Raw genomic sequence first — 16055 nt, forward strand, 5'->3', positions numbered from 1 at the left:
AGGACACCCGTTGCGGGCCATTTTCACCCCATGACCGAACGCCCTGTGGTCAAGCGCACCGCACGCGCCATTCTGCTCGACGGAAACGACCTCATCCTCATCAAGCGCACCAAGCCGGGGGTTGATCCCTACTGGCTGACGCCCGGCGGTGGAGTGGAGCCCTCGGACACCACGGTCGTCGAGGCCCTGCACCGTGAGGTGCACGAGGAACTGGGCGCGGAGATCACCGATGTGGTTCCCTGCTTCGTGGACACCATCGAGCACATCGTCGGCGGCGGCGTCTCGGGCGTGAAGGTCCAGCACTTCTTCGTCTGCCGGCTCGCCTCGATGGACACCTCCCTGCGCCACGGTCCCGAGATCGAGGAGCCGTGCGGGGAGTACGAGATCGTGCGGGTGCCGTTCAGCCGGGTCGGAATCGCGGCGGTCCATCTTGTGCCGCTCTCGCTGCGCCACTATCTGGACGGGAACATCGAAGGCGTCCGCGCGATGCACGCCCCCGACTTGGGCTGAGCAGGACGGATGGTTACGGACCTGTCAGGGCCACCAGGTCGTCCAGGGAGTCGTGACGGATCCGCTCGGCGGGGATTCCTATTCCCCTGAGGGCGTCGACCCCGTTCCGGATCATGCCGGGAGGCCCCGACAGGTAGGCGTCGTACTCGTTCCACGGGCCGTACTGGCAGACGGCTTCCGGCAGTCGTGCCGTCTCCTCGGTCACCGGTCGCACCGAGAGCCACGGGAACGTCCTCTGGAGCCGCAGCATCGTGTCGATGTCGTAGAGGTCATGGTCACTGCGGGCCCCGTAGAAGACCTCGACGGGTCGCCGGTCCCCGTGCTCGGCGACATCCTCGACCAGCGCCTTGATGGGCGCGATCCCCGTTCCGCCGCCCAGGCACAGCAGGCCGTTGTCGGTGGAATGGTCGACCGTCATGGAACCGGCGGGCGGTCCGAGCCGCAGCACGTCGCCGGGGCGCGCGTGATGGACCAGGGCGTTGGAGACCCATCCGGCCGGAACGGCCTTGACGTGCAGGCAGAGCAGGCCGTCGGGGCGGGGCGCGGTGGCGAAGGAGTAGTGCCGCCAGACGCGGGGCCACCAAGGCGTCTCGAGCGTCGTGTACTGGCCGGCGACGAACGCGTAGGGCTGGTCGGGGCGCAGCGTGATCACCGCGATGTCACGGGTCCGCAAGTCGTGCGAGACGACCTCGGCGTGCCACCAGGGGGGCGCCTGTTTCTCGTCGTCGGCCGCCGCGTCGATCATGATCTGAGAGATCGTGGTGTACGTACGCACCCAGGCGGCCTGGGCGGCACCGTCCCAGGTGACAGTGGCGTACCGGGTCAGTGCCCCGATCAGGGCCTCGCCGACGGCCGGGTAGTGCGCCGGCAGCGTGCCGTACTTGCGGTGCCCGCGCCCCAGATGCTGGAGGTACTCGGTGAGGACCGGCGGGTTGTCCACGTGCTGGGCCGCTGTGAGCAGCGCCTTGAGCAGGCGATCTCGCTGGGTGTCCATCGCGGCGGGAAACATGGAACGCAGTTCGGGGTGCCGTACGAAGAGCAGGGCGTAGAAGTAGGAAGCCACCCGGTCGGCGACCGGGGCGATCTCGGCCAGGGTGCGGCGGATCTCTATCGCGTCGGGAGAAGGTCCCGAGGGTATTCGGGAAAGTGCGTCGGCGTCCCTGTCGTCATCCACGTCCTGATCCTCAGCGGCTGACGTGGTGGTCGGAGCATCCATCGTGTGCCTCGCCTCGCGGAACGGGCTGTTGTCGACGCAGCATGACAGTTCCCTGGCTCGCTTCGGACAGAAAGTGGAATTCTCGGGCATTCACACCCTGGCTGCGGCTACTGTCACTCCTTTGGTTCGGAGCACACGTCGATCAGATCCCCGCATCGACCTTTCGCGTAGCAGGTCGTACGCCTCGCGCAGATCGGTCCCTGTGTAGGCGTAGCGGGCGAGCCCCCGAGGTGGTGATCGGCATTCACCGCCAGGGCGTGACCGCCCGGCCAGAGGCCACCCGACAGGCTCTAGGTCACGCAGCCCTCGAAGGGCACCCCGTACTCGACGCGGAGCCTACGGGTGATGGTCACTTTGACCGCGGCGTGGAGAACGTCCGAGCGATGAACAGCCCGAGCGAAGGGTGCCGAAGGCCGGCGCGATCCCTGGCGTCGTGCGCCCGCCAGGGATGACGCTTCAGCCCTTACGGGCTGTCCGCGCCAGACACGAGAAAGGGGACGAGCGGCACGTTGAGTGGTGTTTCATGTGAAACACCCCAGACGCTCGACTCGACGCGCCTTTCTTGTCGCCACCGACCGTGCCGTTCTCCGGAATCCGGTGGACACCCGGCCCTGACGTCGGGGAACCTGCTCTTCATGCCGCTCACCGCACTCGATCAGCTTCCCATCCGGCTCCTCGACACCGACGACCTCGTTGCGTGCGCAGACCTCTCCGAGAACCGGGGCTGGCCTCGGGAGGAGCACAAGTGGAACCTCCTGCTCAGCGCCGGCACGGGCTACGGCATCGACGAGCCGGACGGCAAGGGCCTGATCGCCGCGTGCGTCGTCACCTCGTACGGCCCGGAGCTGGCAGCGATCGGTATGGTGCTCGTCGCCGAGCGCTGTGCGCGCCGGGGCCTGGGACGCCGGCTGATGCGTCACGTGCTGGCGGAGGTCGGGGCCACTCCTCTCACGCTCCACGCGACCCCCAACGGTCTGCCTCTCTACAAGGAGCTGGGTTTCACCGAGACGGGCCGCGCGGAGATGGTCCGGGGGCACTTCACCCTCACGGAACCGGCTCCGGACGTCCCGACCCGACGGGCCAGCGCCGAAGACCTCCCGGAGATCCTGCGCCTGGACACCGAGGTCTTCGGCCTCGACCGCACGCCACTGATCACCCGGCTCCCCGCCTTCTCGGATCACCTCCGGGTCGCGGAGGAGGACGGCGAGCTCATCGGCTTCGCGGCAGCGTGGCCCAATATGGACACCCATGTCATCGGCCCGCTGATCGCCCGTGACACAGCCACCGCACAGGCTCTCGTCGCCTCACTGGCCGCCGCCACCGACCGCCCGCTGCGCACGGACGTCGATGTGCGTCACTCCTCCTTGCTCACCTGGCTGAAGGCCAACGGCCTCGCCCCCGTCACGTTCAACGCGGTGATGACACGCGCCCGACCCGGCCTTCCCGGAGACGGGGCCCGCCGCTTCGCTCCCTTGACGGTGGCGGCAGGATGAGGCCGGTCCCCAGTGGGTGCACAATGCCGGCTACGGCACCTCACAACGTTGCCGGATCGACCGAATGCGCCCCGCTCCCCGCCCGGACGACCCTCCGTCGTGCGACGCACCGCATCCGACGTCGCGCGCCGACCCGTCGCGGAATAGAACAGCCTTTAGCCTGAGCGCCATGAACGATCTCCACATACGGCCCGCGGTGACGGGGGATCTCGCGGCCGTCGTCGCGCTCCTCGCCGATGACCCCATGGGTGCCCAGCGAGAGTCCCCGGACGACCTCGGACCGTACCTCGCGGCCTTCGAAAGACTTGTTCAGGACCCGAACCAGCACGCGATGGTGGCTGTTCGCGGGGCCACGGTGGTCGGAACGCTCCAGCTGACGATCATCCCGGGACTCTCCCGTCGCGGTTCGACACGGTCACTCATCGAAGGCGTCCGCATCCATGCGGCTGAGCGTGGGAGCGGCTTGGGTACCCGGCTCATCGAGTGGGCCATCGAGGAATCGCGACGCCAGGACTGCCGACTGGTGCAGTTGACCTCCGACGCCACCCGCACAGACGCCCACCGCTTCTATGAGCGACTCGGCTTCGAAGCTTCCCACCTGGGCTTCAAGCTCAGTATCTGATGCCTCCCCGCGCTACGAGGGTCCGGGTTCCGGGGGTGCAGGCATCCCCGGAAGCCCGTTTCACGTGAAACATGGCGCTCAGAGGCCGCGCCAGCCTGCCTCGTCCACCCCTCCGGGCACCGCGCCGCCTGGTTCGTACGGCTCACGGGTGAAGACGAAGGAGGCGAGATCAAGGTGGCTCACCGAACCGTCCGGCCGCCGGACCACTCTCAGCGTCTCCCCGGCGAAGTAGCCGTCAAGTCCGATCCAGACGCCCTCGGGAAGGGCCCGGAAGCGTGCACTCCGCCCAGGGCCACGCAGCGGCTCGAGACTCACGCTCCGCCCCGCCTCCAGTCGCAGACCGTACGCGTACGTTCCCCAGTACCAGGGGCCCGTCAGCGCCAGGAGCTCCTGATCGACCCCGCTCTCCGGCAGGGGGCGCCACGGTTCCGGCATCCGAGGTTCCGCGTCGGCAACGATCTGCACCAGATCAGCGGCCACCGCCCCCGTCAGGGGCCCTGAGGTGGCGTTCGCGAGCGCCACACCCGCCACGCCCTCCACCACGCACACCCAGAGGCAGGCGACGAAGCCGGGCAGGGAGCCGGTATGCCCGATCAGTGTCCGTCCGCCCCGGTGGACCAGCTGGAGGCCGAGCCCATAGCCGTCTTCGCCCTCTCCGGGGCCGGCGGGTGCGGCAGGCGCCCTCATCTCCGCGACTGAGGCCGCGCTCAGGACCCGGTCGTCGCCCTGCGCCAGGAATCCGGCGAATGCGCAGAGGTCCCCAGCCGTCGACCAGAGCTGACCGGCCGAGGCCATCACGCCCAGGTCCTGAGACGGTTCGGGGAGCATCACATCGGCCCAGGGGTGCACGGCCCAGCCGGAGGCGTGCGGAGCGACCGGGCGCACCGTCGTACGCCGCATCTCCAAGGGGTCCAGGATCTCCGTCCGCAGCGCGTCCTCCCAGGACATGCCGCGGACCGCTTCGACGAGTGAACCGAGCAAGGTGTAGCCGGGGTTGGAGTAGTGGTGCCGATGCCCCGCCGGGAACCGGAAAGGCTCTTCACCGAGGACATCGGCCAGTTCCGGCCGAGTCGACCCGGGTGTGCGCTCCCACCACGGGGCGGGCGTCTCCGCTCCGAGTCCGGCACCGTGCGACAGGAGTTGAGCGATCGTCACCTCCCCGACAACCGGGGGCAGTCCCCTGCCCGCGAGGTGTCTCTCCAGTGGATCGCCCAGCTCCAGAAGCCCCTCGTCACGCAGTCGCATCACCAGGACGGCTGTGAACACCTTCGTGAGGGATCCGATCCGGTACTGCGTGTCCGCGTCCGGCGCATGCCCCTCGACACACGTGCGCGCTCCGCTCCAGACCAGCTTCCCCTCACGGGCCACCGCGCCGACGAGTGAAGGCGACCGCCCTTCGGACTGGGCGACGGCGACACGGTGCAGCAGCGCCCGCTCGGTGCTGGGAAACAAGGATTCGGGAAAAGGCGTCATGCGTCGATCCAACGCGGACGCCGCGCCGTCGTCGAGCACATTTCACTCGGGGCGGACTGCCGCCGGGTCCGGCCGTCACCGGGACGACACGACGACACCGCCGGTGGGGCCTTCCGGAGTGCGGCCGCGCCTCTTGACGGAGTCAACCCGCCGCCGCTGTCGGTTCCAGCGATCCGTGTCCTCTGGAACTGAAGCAACCCACGCTTTCAGGGTGGATTCCGCGGTCGTGTCAGTGACCCGGTCCCGCTTTCGTGTCATGCACCTCAGCGAGCGGAAAGCCAAGGACCCGCTCACTGATGGCTGTTCCTCGGACCTACAGCCGCCGCTGTAGGTTCCGGCGAGCCGTGTCCTCTGGAGCTGCGGTGACCTGCACCTCCAGGCTGGATTCCGCGGTCGTGTCAGTGACACAGTCCCGCTTTCATGTCATTTTCCTCAGCGAACGGAAGAGCCAACGGCCGCTCACCGATGGCGGCTCTAGTCGGCGGACCTCGGCCCGTGACGCCGCAGCCGCTGGTCATTGACCTGAACCTCTAGATGAGGCCAGGCTGTGGCCAGACGCGAAAGATCACCATCCCCCAGCAGGGGCACCGAACCCAGCGACTCGTCCGGCTTGAAATGGACCAGCGTCCCGGTCGTGCCATCGACCTCGATGGGTTCAAGGTCACTGACGGGAACGCCGTGTTCGTAGCGCTGGGTCCAGGCCCCATTGAGGCGGCGGTTGGTATGGACGAGCCACGCGCTGAGTGCCGCGACCACGGACATGCCGCGCCGCGGATGGCCGTCAGGCAGTACCTCGGCCTGCGGGAAGTCGAAGAACCGGAGATCCTTCGTAGCCATGACTGGCTTCTTCACGCTCTGGCCGTGCTCGTCCACGCGGGTGTCAGTGCCCCGTCCGTCGTCCCGCACAGACAGAGAACCGTCGGGATGGAGAACAACGACGCATCGCCCCTCACCCCTGCTTGCCGCTTCGTCGGCGGCATAGGCAAGCACCTCAAGGGCGAGGTGCCAAGGCCCTCCCGGAGCGAACTCATCGGGCTTATGACGGATATGTGACAGGTGATCTGCATCGACGAAGCCGGACCAATCGTGTGTCGTGTTGACCCAAGAAGCCCTCGATGCGTCCACGAGGTAAGTATCCCACCCGGCGAGGACGGCCTCGTTGAGACTTCATGTGCTGCCAGGGCAAAGGCCGATATCAGTCCCAACGCCATTGCAGAGTCCTATCGTTGGCTGATGCGCGCCCACCATATTGACCGCCCAGCCGATCTCGACGTGGTCCGTGAGTCCTATGACCGTGTGGCCGACAACTACGCCCACATGGTGGTGACGACGGGGGTCGGTGACATCCGTCGTCATCCATGGCTCAAGGCGTCGATCGACGCCTTCGCTGACACCGTGAGGGAGCTTGGGCCTGTCCTCGACGTCGGCTGCGGACCCGGAACGGTGACCGCATACCTCGCCGAACGCGGACTCGACGTGTCCGGGGTGGATCTCTCTCCCCGCATGATCGAGAACGCGCGCCGTCTTCATCCGCAATGCCGCTTCAGTGTTGCCTCTGCCACCGACCTCGACCTTGGTGAAGCGTCCCTTGGCGGCGTGCTCGGGTGGTGGTCACTGTTCAACCTCCCCCGTGACGTCCTTCCCCAGGTCCTCGCCCTGTTCGCGCGCGCCCTGAAGCCGGGCGGACACTTCATCACCGCAACACACGTCGGCGACGAAGACGCGGTGCGCACCGAGGCCTACGGGGGCGTACCCGTTCGTTGGACGACACACAACGCGGCCGGAACAACTCGTGGACCTGATCGAGCAGGCCGGCCTGCACCCGGTCGCCGAACTCCGGCTCCCTCCTGAGGAGTACAGCGGGCCGGGTCTCGTCGTCATGGCCAAGCGCCCCGACGGAGGATGGCGTCCCTTGTCGTGGTGTAGCCGATCACGGTGAGGGAGTGCGCCGGGGGCGCGTGCTGACGTGGCTTCCGCTCCCTGCCAGAGGGCGGGCCACCGTGCAACTCTCCGTAGTGAACGGGCAGTTCAACGCGGGAGGTGCAGGGTGGCCCTGTCACAGCATGACCTACTCCGGTTGCTGGAGTCACTACGTTCGGGGGACGGGCTAGAACTCGTTCGGGGTGTGGCCGAGCGGATGCTCCAGGAGCTGATCGAGGCCGAGGCCACCGCGAGGATCGGCGCGGAATGGAACGAGCACACCGAGACGCGCACCGCGCTCCGCAACGGCCACCGCGACAAGACGCTGACCACCCAGGCCGGCGACCTGGACCTCGCGATCCCCAAACTGCGGTCGGGGAGCTTCTTCCCCGCGCTTCTGGAACGGCGCCGTCGCATCGACCAGGCGTTATACGCGGTGATTATGGAGGCTTACGTCCACGGCGTGTCGACCCGGTCGGTCGACGACCTGGTCAAGGCCCTCGGCGCGGACACCGGGGTCTCCAAGAGCGAGGTTTCGCGGATCTGCCAGGACCTGGACGGTCAGCTGACCGCGTTCCGCAGCCGGCCCCTGGACCATGTCCGGTTCCCCTACGTCTATCTGGATGCGACCTACTGCAAGGCGAGGGTCGAGCACCAGATCGTCTCCCGGGCCGTGGTCATCGCCACCGGCATCACCGAGGAGGGCGGCCGGGAAGTGCTGGGAGTGATGGTCGGCGACAGCGAGACCGAGGTGTTCTGGACCGAGTTCCTGCGTCACCTGCGCGAACGCGGACTGAGCGGGGTCCGCCTCGTCATCGGCGACCACCACCTGGGACTGGTCAAGGCCATCCGCAAGGTCATGCTCGGAGCCGCCTACCAGCGCTGCAGGGTTCACTTCCTGCGCAACGTGTTCAGCGTGATCAACAAGGAAGCGGGCGAGATGGCCGCCGCGACGATCCGCACGATCTTCGCCCAGCCCACCGCCGACGCGGTCCGGGCCCAGCTCGACACCGTCGCCGACATGCTCGGCAAACAGTTCCCAAAGGTCAAGAAGATGCTCCTGGAGGCCAAGGACGACCTGACCGCCTTCGCCGCCTTCCCCGAGCGACATTGGAAGAAGATCCAGTCCACGAACCCGCTGGAACGGATCAACCGCGAGGTCAAGCGCCGCACCGACGTCGTCCAGGTCTTCCCCAACGACGACGCGCTCCTGCGACTGGTCACCGCCGTGCTCTTCGAACTGCACGACAAGTGGATCGCCTTCCCCCGCCGTTACCTACCCCAGGGAAGCATGGACCAGCTCTACCCCGCCAAGCTCCCCAAAAACGCCCCCGCGCTACCCAACACCACCAACACGACCGCCGAATGATCGGCTACACCACGACAAGGGACATGACCCGACTCATAGATCACATGGTCGCGAACTGTCGCTGACCAGTACGTTCCGGAGTAGTGCTTCTGCCCCTTGTGCCAGCGAAACGTCCGCCATGGACGTGCGGTCCGCAGCAAATCGAGTGGCGCAGACGACCACTCCAGATCTTCCGATACAGACTCGTCAGTCCGCCGCACACTCAGCTATACCGACGCAGCCAGTTCTGCTCTGCCCACCAGCTTTCCACCCCTGCGCTCTCCTGGACTGCCTGATCAGCCGCCGAACGCTGCTGGCATGCCCCGGCCGTACGCATTCATGACGACCGGGGCTGTCCGGTACACAAAGGGTGGAACATGTGACTTGGAGGGCATGAATCCCGTTAACGTGTCGGATCCGACACGGCTCCGACATCGTGGCGCGGATTCCGACATGGGATTCGGGATCCCACACGCACCGGTCAGGTCTGGGCCATGTCCACGAAACGCGAGTAATGGCCCTGGAAGGCCACCGTGATCGTCGCCGTCGGACCGTTACGGTGCTTGCCGACGATGATGTCCGCCTCGCCCGCGCGCGGGGACTCCTTCTCGTATGCGTCCTCGCGGTGCAGCAGGATCACCATGTCCGCGTCCTGCTCGATGGAACCTGATTCACGCAGGTCGGAGACCATGGGCTTCTTGTCGGTGCGCTGCTCGGGACCACGGTTCAGCTGCGAGAGCGCGATCACGGGAAGCTCCAGCTCCTTGGCCAGCAGCTTGAGGTTTCGTGACATGTCCGACACTTCCTGCTGACGGCTCTCCTGCCTCTTGGAACCGCCCGACTGCATCAGCTGAAGGTAGTCGATGACCACGAGCTTGAGACCGTTGCGCTGCTTGAGCCGACGGCATTTCGCGCGGATCTCCATCATCGACAGGTTCGGGGAGTCGTCGATATAGAGCGGGGCCTGCGAGACGTCCGGCATCCGGCGGGCCAGCCGGGTCCAGTCCTCGTCGGTCATCGTGCCCGAGCGCATGTGGTGCAGCGCGACCCGGGCCTCCGCCGAGAGGAGGCGCATCGCGATCTCGTTACGCCCCATTTCAAGGGAGAAGATGACACTGGGCAGGTTGTGCTTGATGGAACAGGCCCGTGCGAAGTCCAGCGCGAGCGTGGACTTACCCATGGCGGGACGGGCGGCGATGATGATCATCTGACCCGGGTGCAGACCGTTGGTGAGCTGGTCGAGGTCGGTGAAGCCGGTGGGCACACCGGTCATCTCGCCGCTGCGGGACCCGATCGCCTCGATCTCGTCGAGCGCACCCTCCATGATGTCGCCGAGCGGGAGGTAGTCCTCGGTGGTGCGCTGCTCGGTGACCGCGTAGATCTCCGCCTGAGCGGAGTTCACGATCTCGTCGACGTCGCCGTCGGCGGCGTATCCCATCTGCGTGATCTTGGTGCCCGCCTCCACGAGGCGCCGCAGCACGGCCCGCTCGTGCACGATCTCCGCGTAGTAGGAGGCGTTGGCCGCGGTCGGTACCGACTGCACGAGGGTGTGCAGGTACGAGGCGCCGCCGACCCGGGTGATCTCCCCGCGCTTGGTGAGCTCGGCGCCGACCGTGATCGGGTCGGCCGGCTCGCCCTTGGCGTACAGGTCGAGGATCGCCGTGTAGACCGTCTCGTGGGCCGGCTTGTAGAAGTCGTGCCCCTTGATGATCTCCACGACATCGGCGATGGCGTCCTTGGACAGGAGCATGCCGCCGAGAACGGACTGCTCGGCGTCCAGGTCCTGGGGAGGCACCCGCTCGAAGGCGGAGAGACCGCCGTCCCAGGGGCCACTGTCGCCGCCACGGTCGTGCTGGTCCTCACGTCCTCGGCCACGCCCGCGGGCCTCACCGCGCGGTCGGGAGACGGGCAGACGGTCGCTCGGTCCGCTGTCCGCCCAGGGGTCGTCCAAAGGCTCGGGAATGCTCATGAGCCACCTCCTCCCGTCCGCTCCGCGGACGTTGCCGTGCCACTCTTTCCTACGCCACGGCTCGGACAAACAAGAGGCTTTGACTCCGCTTCTGGCGCGTCGGGCGCCGGACCACGGTAGGCCCGCGGGCACCGTCAGCCAATCTGGTTATCCACAGGGCCTGTGGGTGAAGGATCAGATGCTGTGGAGAACTCCGCAGAACCTGTGCACGGACCGGGGGACAGCCATGTGGACAAACTCATAACGACCCCCAAGCCACCGCCTTGACCTGCGACTTTTCCATCCACGGGTTGTGGGGGAGAAAAACTTTCCCCCACGGGCCAAGATCAGAACAAACGGCCCACACCCGGAGACCCACCGTCGCATTCTGTAAGGACTCCAACCCAGTTGCATCTCTTACCTGTGGAAGATTAGATTGACGCTCATGACCCAGGCACCCGCGCCCCTCAGGGCTGCTCGCCGACGGCACGACCGGGAGATCATCTCGCTTGCCGTGCCGGCCTTCGGCGCGCTCGTCGCCGAGCCGCTCTTCCTGATGCTCGACAGCGCTGTCGTCGGCCATCTCGGCACCCCCCAGCTCGCCGGTCTCGCCATCGCGGCGGCCCTGCTGTCGACCGCCGTGAGTGTCTTCGTCTTCCTCGCCTACGCCACCACAGCGGCCGTCGCCCGACGTGTCGGTGCCGACGACCTACCGGCGGCCATCCGCCAGGGCATGGACGGGATCTGGCTCGCACTCCTTCTGGGTGTCGCCGTCGTCGCCGTCACCTTCCCCCTCGCCCCTTCGCTCGTCGACGCCTTCGGCGCCTCCGGCACCGCCGGCCCGTACGCGGTCACCTATCTCCGTATCTCCAGCCTCGGCATTCCCGCGATGCTCGTCGTCCTGGCCGCCACCGGTGTCCTGCGCGGCCTCCAGAACACCCGCACTCCGCTCTATGTGGCCATCGCCGGGTTCGCCGCCAACGCGGCTCTCAACGTCGGACTGGTCTACGGAATCGGTCTGGGTATCGCCGGCTCCGCCTGGGGCACCGTGATCGCCCAGTACGGCATGGCCGCCGTCTACCTCGTGGTGGTCGTCCGTGGCGCCCGACGCCACGGCGCCTCGCTACGGCCGGACCTGGCCGGAATACGCGCCAGCGCCCAGGCCGGCGCCCCGCTCCTGATCCGCACTCTCTCGCTGCGCGCGGTCCTGCTGATCGCCACGGCCGTCGCCGCACGACTCGGGGATGCCGAAGTCGCCGCCCATCAAATCATCCTCTCCCTGTGGAGTCTGATGGCGTTCGCCCTCGACGCGATCGCCATCGCCGGGCAAGCCATCATCGGCCGCTATCTCGGAGCCGATGACACCGAGGGGGCGCGGCAGGTCTGCCGCCGCATGGTCCAGTGGGGCGTGGCCTTCGGGCTGGTACTCGGCGTGCTGATCGTCGTCGCCCGGCCACTGTTCGTGCCGCTGTTCACCGACGACACCATGGTTCAGGACACCCTGCTTCCCGCCCTGATCGTCGTCGCGGTCTCCCAGCCCCTCGCCGGTGTCGTCTTCGTCCTCGACGGGGTCCTGATGGGTGCGGGGGACGGGCCCTATCTGGCGAAGGCCATGCTTCTGACCCTCGCCGTCTTCGCGCCGGTCGCCTTCCTGGTCCCGTCCCTGGGCGGAGGTCTGACGGCGCTGTGGTGGGCGATGACCCTGATGATGACGGTGCGGATGGTGACCCTCTGGGTCCGCTCGCGCTCCGGCCGCTGGATCGTCACGGGCGCCACCCGCTGAACGTTTCACGTGAAACGCCACCGGTGTGACAGACAGGACGAGAGACAGCGAAAGGACCGCACCCGGAGGCGCGGCCCTTTCCTACTGCTGAACTGCCGAGAGCTGCGTTACGCGGCGACGACCTCGACGCCGAGCTTCGCGGCAACCTCGGGGTGCAGGCGCACGGACACCTGGTGCGAACCCAGGGTCTTGATCGGCGAGCCGAGCTCGACGCGACGCTTGTCGACGTCGGGGCCACCCGCGGTCTTGATCGCCGAGGCGATGTCGGCCGGGGTCACGGAGCCGAAGAGGCGGCCGGCGTCGCCGGAGCGAACGGCCAGGCGCACCTTCACGCCCTCGAGCCGGGCCTTGATCTCGTTGGCCTGCTCGATGGTCGCGATCTCGTGGATCTTGCGGGCGCGGCGGATCTGCGCCACGTCCTTCTCGCCACCCTTGGTCCAGCGGATCGCGAAACCGCGCGGGACCAGGTAGTTGCGAGCGTAGCCGTCCTTGACGTCGACGACATCGCCGGCGGCGCCGAGGCCAGAGACCTCGTGGGTGAGGATGATCTTCATTTTTCGGTCACCCTTCCCTTATCGCGCGGTGGACGTGTAGGGCAGCAGCGCCATCTCACGGCTGTTCTTGACGGCCGTGGCGACGTCACGCTGGTGCTGCGTGCAGTTGCCGGTCACGCGACGGGCACGGATCTTGCCGCGGTCGGAAATGAACTTCCGCAGCATGTTCGTGTCCTTGTAGTCCACGTACGCGGTCTTGTCCTTGCAGAAAGCGCAGACCTTCTTCTTAGGCTTGCGCACAGGCGGCTTCGCCATGGTGTTTCTCCTGTGTGATCAAGAAGTGGGGGTACGAGCTTCCTTCGCGGGCGATGCCCTAGAAGGGGGGCTCGTCCGAGTAGCCGCCGCCGCTGGAGTTGCCACCCCAGTTGCCTCCGCCGCCCTGCTGCTGGCCGCCGGCCGGCGCGCTGGTCGCCCACGGGTCGTCGGCGGGAGCACCGCCACCACCCTGCTGGCCACCGCCGGAGTTTCCACCCCAGCTGCCGCCCTGCTGACCGCCACCGCCGCCGTAACCACCCTGGCCACCGCGACCGGTGGTCTTGGTGACCTTGGCCGTGGCGTTCTTGAGACTGGGGCCGACTTCCTCGACGTCCAGCTCGTAGACCGTGCGCTTGACTCCCTCGCGGTCCTCATAGGACCGCTGCTTCAGCCGACCCTGCACGACGACGCGCATGCCTCGCTGAAGCGACTCGGCGACGTTCTCCGCCGCCTGACGCCAGACCGAGCAGGTGAGGAAGAGGCTCTCGCCGTCCTTCCACTCGTTGGTCTGACGGTCGAAGGTGCGGGGAGTGGACGCGACGCGGAACTTCGCGACCGCCGCACCGGACGGGGTGAAGCGCAGCTCGGGGTCTTCGACAAGATTGCCGACGACCGTGATGACGGTCTCGCCTGCCATGGTGAACCTCTCGGCGGGATTGCTGCTGGCTGCTTGCTGCTACTCGAACCCGATGACTTCTGAGCGGGGAACGCTCAGTGGGTCTCGGGACGGAGGACCTTGGTCCGGAGGACCGACTCGTTCAGGTTCATCTGTCGGTCGAGCTCCTTGACGACCGCAGGCTCGGCCTGCAGGTCGATGACCGAGTAGATGCCCTCGGGCTTCTTCTTGATCTCGTAGGCGAGACGACGACGGCCCCAGGTGTCGACCTTCTCGACCTTTCCGTTGCCCTCGCGGACGACGGAGAGGAAGTTCTCGATCAGCGGGGAGACAGCGCGCTCCTCGAGATCGGGGTCGAGGATGACCATCATTTCGTAGTGACGCATGTGGAACCCACCTCCTTTGGACTCAGCGGCCACGGTCGTTCCGTGGCAGGAGGGTCGTGATGCGTAAGCAACGGTATCGGCCACCACTGACAGTCCCCCCGGTGAGAGGAGCGCGAGCGGAGGTCCAGGACGGACCTGGGCAGACACCGGTGCAGATCGTACAGAGTACCCGCACACCCGCCTCCGGTTGAAATCCGGTGGGCGGGGGACGCAGTCTGTACACAACGGATGTCGGCGGCGCCAGGAGGTGCCGCCGTCCGGCAGCCCCGCCAGGAGGTGCCCCATGGCACAGGCAATGCGACCCAGTCCCGGACATTCCCTCCTCGCCACCGACGGCAGGCCCCACCCGCTCCAGGACACCCTGATGGCGGTGACGCTCTTCCTCGGAGTCCTCTCCTTCGTCACGGCACAGTTCCACGACCTGCACGTGCTGGCCTCGTGGGCCGGGCTGATCGGCATCGGGACGGGGGCGGGCGGACAGTTCATCTCCGTGACCACCAGGGAGCGCTTCGTCCTGATCGTCGGGTTGGGCGCCTCCGCGGTGGGTTTCTACCTCGGGATGTTCTACGGAGGTCTCCTCTGAGGTCTCCGGGTCGGCCGCCGGCCGGGGACCGCGTGCCCAATCGGGACGCTCCCCGGTCACAGTAGGCTTCGGCGCGAGAGCCGGAGCCCCTGTACCGATGGGGACACACCTGCCGAGGAGCGCCCCCATGAGCCTGACCCTGAGGACCATCAGTCGTGAGCAGCATCTGGCATTCATCCAGAGCCAGCCCTCGGCGAGCCACTGCCAGGTCCCGGCGTGGGCAGATGTGAAGACCGAATGGCGCTCGGAGAACCTGGGCTGGTTCGACAGGTCGGGCGAACTCGTCGGAGCGGGCCTGGTCCTCTATCGTCAGCTGCCGAAGATCAAGCGCTATCTGGCCTACCTGCCCGAGGGCCCGGTCATCAACTGGTACGCGCCGAACCTCGACGACTGGCTCCAGCCGATGCTGGCCCACCTCAAGCAGCAGGGCGCCTTCTCGGTGAAGATGGGCCCGCCGGTGGTCATCCGCCGGTGGGACTCCGCCGCGATCAAGTCCGGTATCCAGGACCCGGACGTCAAGCGCCTCAAGGACGTCGAGGCCACCCACATCGAGCCGCGCGCCTTCGAGGTCGCCGACCGGCTGAGGAAGATGGGCTGGCAGCAGGGCGAGGACGGCGGCGCGGGCTTCGGCGACGTCCAGCCCCGCTACGTCTTCCAGGTCCCGCTCGCCAACCGTTCGCTGGACGATGTCCTCAAGGGCTTCAACCAGCTCTGGCGGCGCAACATCAAGAAGGCCGACAAGGCCGGTGTAGAGGTCGTCCAGGGAGGCTACGAGGACCTCGCCGAGTGGCAGCGGCTGTACGAGATCACGGCGGTCCGGGACCGTTTCCGGCCGCGCCCGCTGTCGTACTTCCAGCGGATGTGGACCGTCCTCAACAGCGAGGACCCCAATCGCATGCGGCTGTACTTCGCCCGCCACGAGGGCGTGAACCTGTCGGCCGCCACCATGCTGGTGGTGGGCGGCCATGTCTGGTACTCCTACGGTGCCTCCGACAACATCGGCCGCGAGGTCCGGCCCTCGAACGCGATGCAGTGGCGGATGCTGCGCGACGCGTACGCGATGGGCGCCACCGTCTACGACCTGCGCGGCATCTCCGACTCCCTGGACGAGACCGACCACCTCTTCGGACTCATCCAGTTCAAGGTCGGTACGGGCGGCGAGGCCGTGGAGTACGTGGGCGAGTGGGACTTCCCGCTGAACAAGCTCCTGCACAAGGCACTGGACATTTACATGTCACGCCGCTGACCTTGCGTAGTCTCGTACGTGATGCCGCAGATCTGGCGGTCCTCGCAGATCTCGTACATGTCTCTGCATACACCGCAGCCACCAGAAAGGTTCCGGGCCGGC

General features: G+C 67.2%; 15 protein-coding genes and 1 pseudogene. 8 read left to right on the forward strand and 8 right to left on the reverse strand.

Annotation, left to right across the window (positions count from 1 at the left end; all coding sequences use genetic code 11):
- The first annotated feature begins 30 nt into the window (after nt 1–30).
- Nucleotides 31–510 carry an NUDIX hydrolase gene (locus OG393_RS15320; protein ID WP_327375209.1) on the forward strand — a complete coding sequence of 160 codons (480 nt, stop codon included), beginning with the start codon at nt 31–33 and terminating at the stop codon, nt 508–510.
- A 13-nt stretch (nt 511–523) separates the two neighbouring features.
- On the opposite strand, the gene OG393_RS15325 is transcribed toward OG393_RS15320, so the two are convergent.
- Nucleotides 524–1726: a globin domain-containing protein gene (locus OG393_RS15325; RefSeq protein ID WP_442817314.1), complete on the reverse strand. Its 1203-nt coding sequence runs from the start codon at nt 1724–1726 to the stop codon at nt 524–526.
- 635 nt (nt 1727–2361) lie between these two features.
- On the opposite strand from OG393_RS15325, the gene OG393_RS15330 reads away from it, so the two are divergent.
- Nucleotides 2362–3219 carry a GNAT family N-acetyltransferase gene (locus OG393_RS15330; protein ID WP_327375211.1) on the forward strand — a complete coding sequence of 286 codons (858 nt, stop codon included), beginning with the start codon at nt 2362–2364 and terminating at the stop codon, nt 3217–3219.
- Nucleotides 3220–3388: 169 nt separating this feature from the next.
- Entirely contained in the window at nt 3389–3841 is a 453-nt protein-coding gene (locus OG393_RS15335; protein WP_327375212.1) for a GNAT family N-acetyltransferase, read from the forward strand.
- Nucleotides 3842–3919: 78 nt separating this feature from the next.
- On the opposite strand, the gene OG393_RS15340 is transcribed toward OG393_RS15335, so the two are convergent.
- Together OG393_RS15340 and OG393_RS15345 are read right to left on the reverse strand one after the other, a co-directional pair.
- On the reverse strand, nt 3920–5314 hold the full coding sequence (locus tag OG393_RS15340; RefSeq protein WP_327375213.1) for a serine hydrolase domain-containing protein: 1395 nt from the start codon (nt 5312–5314) through the stop codon (nt 3920–3922).
- Between the two features lie 474 nt (nt 5315–5788).
- A complete protein-coding gene (locus OG393_RS15345; protein WP_327375214.1) occupies nt 5789–6439 on the reverse strand; it encodes an ATP-binding protein in 651 nt (216 codons plus the stop codon).
- Between the two features lie 108 nt (nt 6440–6547).
- Between OG393_RS15345 and OG393_RS15350 the strand changes: the two are divergent.
- Both OG393_RS15350 and OG393_RS15355 read left to right on the forward strand, forming a co-directional pair.
- Nucleotides 6548–7253: pseudogene (locus tag OG393_RS15350) on the forward strand (class I SAM-dependent DNA methyltransferase).
- A gap of 108 nt (nt 7254–7361) precedes the next feature.
- Nucleotides 7362–8603, forward strand: a complete 1242-nt coding sequence (locus tag OG393_RS15355; RefSeq protein ID WP_327375215.1) for an IS256 family transposase — start codon at nt 7362–7364, stop codon at nt 8601–8603.
- Nucleotides 8604–9063: 460 nt separating this feature from the next.
- On the opposite strand, the gene dnaB is transcribed toward OG393_RS15355, so the two are convergent.
- Nucleotides 9064–10551 (reverse strand): replicative DNA helicase, encoded by a 1488-nt coding sequence (dnaB, locus tag OG393_RS15360; RefSeq protein ID WP_327375216.1) that lies wholly within the window; start codon nt 10549–10551, stop codon nt 9064–9066.
- Between the two features lie 424 nt (nt 10552–10975).
- Here dnaB and OG393_RS15365 point away from each other — a divergent pair, with 424 nt between their 5' ends.
- Nucleotides 10976–12313 (forward strand): MATE family efflux transporter, encoded by a 1338-nt coding sequence (locus OG393_RS15365; RefSeq protein WP_327375217.1) that lies wholly within the window; start codon nt 10976–10978, stop codon nt 12311–12313.
- Nucleotides 12314–12420: 107 nt separating this feature from the next.
- Here the strand turns inward: OG393_RS15365 and rplI are convergent, their stop codons facing one another.
- From rplI to rpsF, 4 genes are all read right to left on the reverse strand, one after another.
- The gene (gene rplI, locus OG393_RS15370) at nt 12421–12867 is read right to left on the reverse strand and encodes a 50S ribosomal protein L9 (protein WP_327375218.1); all 447 of its coding nucleotides are present in this window, start codon (nt 12865–12867) and stop codon (nt 12421–12423) included.
- An 18-nt stretch (nt 12868–12885) separates the two neighbouring features.
- Nucleotides 12886–13122 (reverse strand): 30S ribosomal protein S18, encoded by a 237-nt coding sequence (gene rpsR, locus OG393_RS15375; protein WP_005315025.1) that lies wholly within the window; start codon nt 13120–13122, stop codon nt 12886–12888.
- Nucleotides 13123–13180: 58 nt separating this feature from the next.
- Nucleotides 13181–13759 (reverse strand): single-stranded DNA-binding protein, encoded by a 579-nt coding sequence (locus OG393_RS15380; RefSeq protein ID WP_327375219.1) that lies wholly within the window; start codon nt 13757–13759, stop codon nt 13181–13183.
- 74 nt (nt 13760–13833) lie between these two features.
- Complete coding sequence (rpsF, locus tag OG393_RS15385; RefSeq protein ID WP_159689873.1) at nt 13834–14124, reverse strand: 30S ribosomal protein S6; 291 nt, start codon at nt 14122–14124, stop codon at nt 13834–13836.
- Nucleotides 14125–14407: 283 nt separating this feature from the next.
- On the opposite strand from rpsF, the gene OG393_RS15390 reads away from it, so the two are divergent.
- Nucleotides 14408–14707 (forward strand): hypothetical protein, encoded by a 300-nt coding sequence (locus OG393_RS15390; protein WP_327375220.1) that lies wholly within the window; start codon nt 14408–14410, stop codon nt 14705–14707.
- A 127-nt stretch (nt 14708–14834) separates the two neighbouring features.
- On the forward strand, nt 14835–15953 hold the full coding sequence (locus OG393_RS15395; RefSeq protein WP_327375221.1) for a lipid II:glycine glycyltransferase FemX: 1119 nt from the start codon (nt 14835–14837) through the stop codon (nt 15951–15953).
- Nucleotides 15954–16055: the final 102 nt, after the last annotated feature.

The organism is Streptomyces sp. NBC_01216 (assembly GCF_035994945.1).
Taxonomy (GTDB): Bacteria; Actinomycetota; Actinomycetes; order Streptomycetales; family Streptomycetaceae; genus Streptomyces.

Bases quoted from the DNA above. Each gene is read 5' to 3' on its own strand.
- OG393_RS15320 (WP_327375209.1), top strand. From the start codon at position 31: ATGACCGAACGCCCTGTGGTCAAGCGCACCGCACGCGCCATTCTGCTC.
- OG393_RS15325 (WP_442817314.1), bottom strand. From the start codon at position 1,726: ATGGATGCTCCGACCACCACGTCAGCCGCTGAGGATCAGGACGTGGAT.
- OG393_RS15330 (WP_327375211.1), top strand. From the start codon at position 2,362: ATGCCGCTCACCGCACTCGATCAGCTTCCCATCCGGCTCCTCGACACC.
- OG393_RS15335 (WP_327375212.1), top strand. From the start codon at position 3,389: ATGAACGATCTCCACATACGGCCCGCGGTGACGGGGGATCTCGCGGCC.
- OG393_RS15340 (WP_327375213.1), bottom strand. From the start codon at position 5,314: ATGACGCCTTTTCCCGAATCCTTGTTTCCCAGCACCGAGCGGGCGCTG.
- dnaB (WP_327375216.1), bottom strand. From the start codon at position 10,551: ATGAGCATTCCCGAGCCTTTGGACGACCCCTGGGCGGACAGCGGACCG.
- OG393_RS15365 (WP_327375217.1), top strand. From the start codon at position 10,976: ATGACCCAGGCACCCGCGCCCCTCAGGGCTGCTCGCCGACGGCACGAC.
- rplI (WP_327375218.1), bottom strand. From the start codon at position 12,867: ATGAAGATCATCCTCACCCACGAGGTCTCTGGCCTCGGCGCCGCCGGC.
- rpsR (WP_005315025.1), bottom strand. From the start codon at position 13,122: ATGGCGAAGCCGCCTGTGCGCAAGCCTAAGAAGAAGGTCTGCGCTTTC.
- OG393_RS15380 (WP_327375219.1), bottom strand. From the start codon at position 13,759: ATGGCAGGCGAGACCGTCATCACGGTCGTCGGCAATCTTGTCGAAGAC.
- rpsF (WP_159689873.1), bottom strand. From the start codon at position 14,124: ATGCGTCACTACGAAATGATGGTCATCCTCGACCCCGATCTCGAGGAG.
- OG393_RS15390 (WP_327375220.1), top strand. From the start codon at position 14,408: ATGGCACAGGCAATGCGACCCAGTCCCGGACATTCCCTCCTCGCCACC.
- OG393_RS15395 (WP_327375221.1), top strand. From the start codon at position 14,835: ATGAGCCTGACCCTGAGGACCATCAGTCGTGAGCAGCATCTGGCATTC.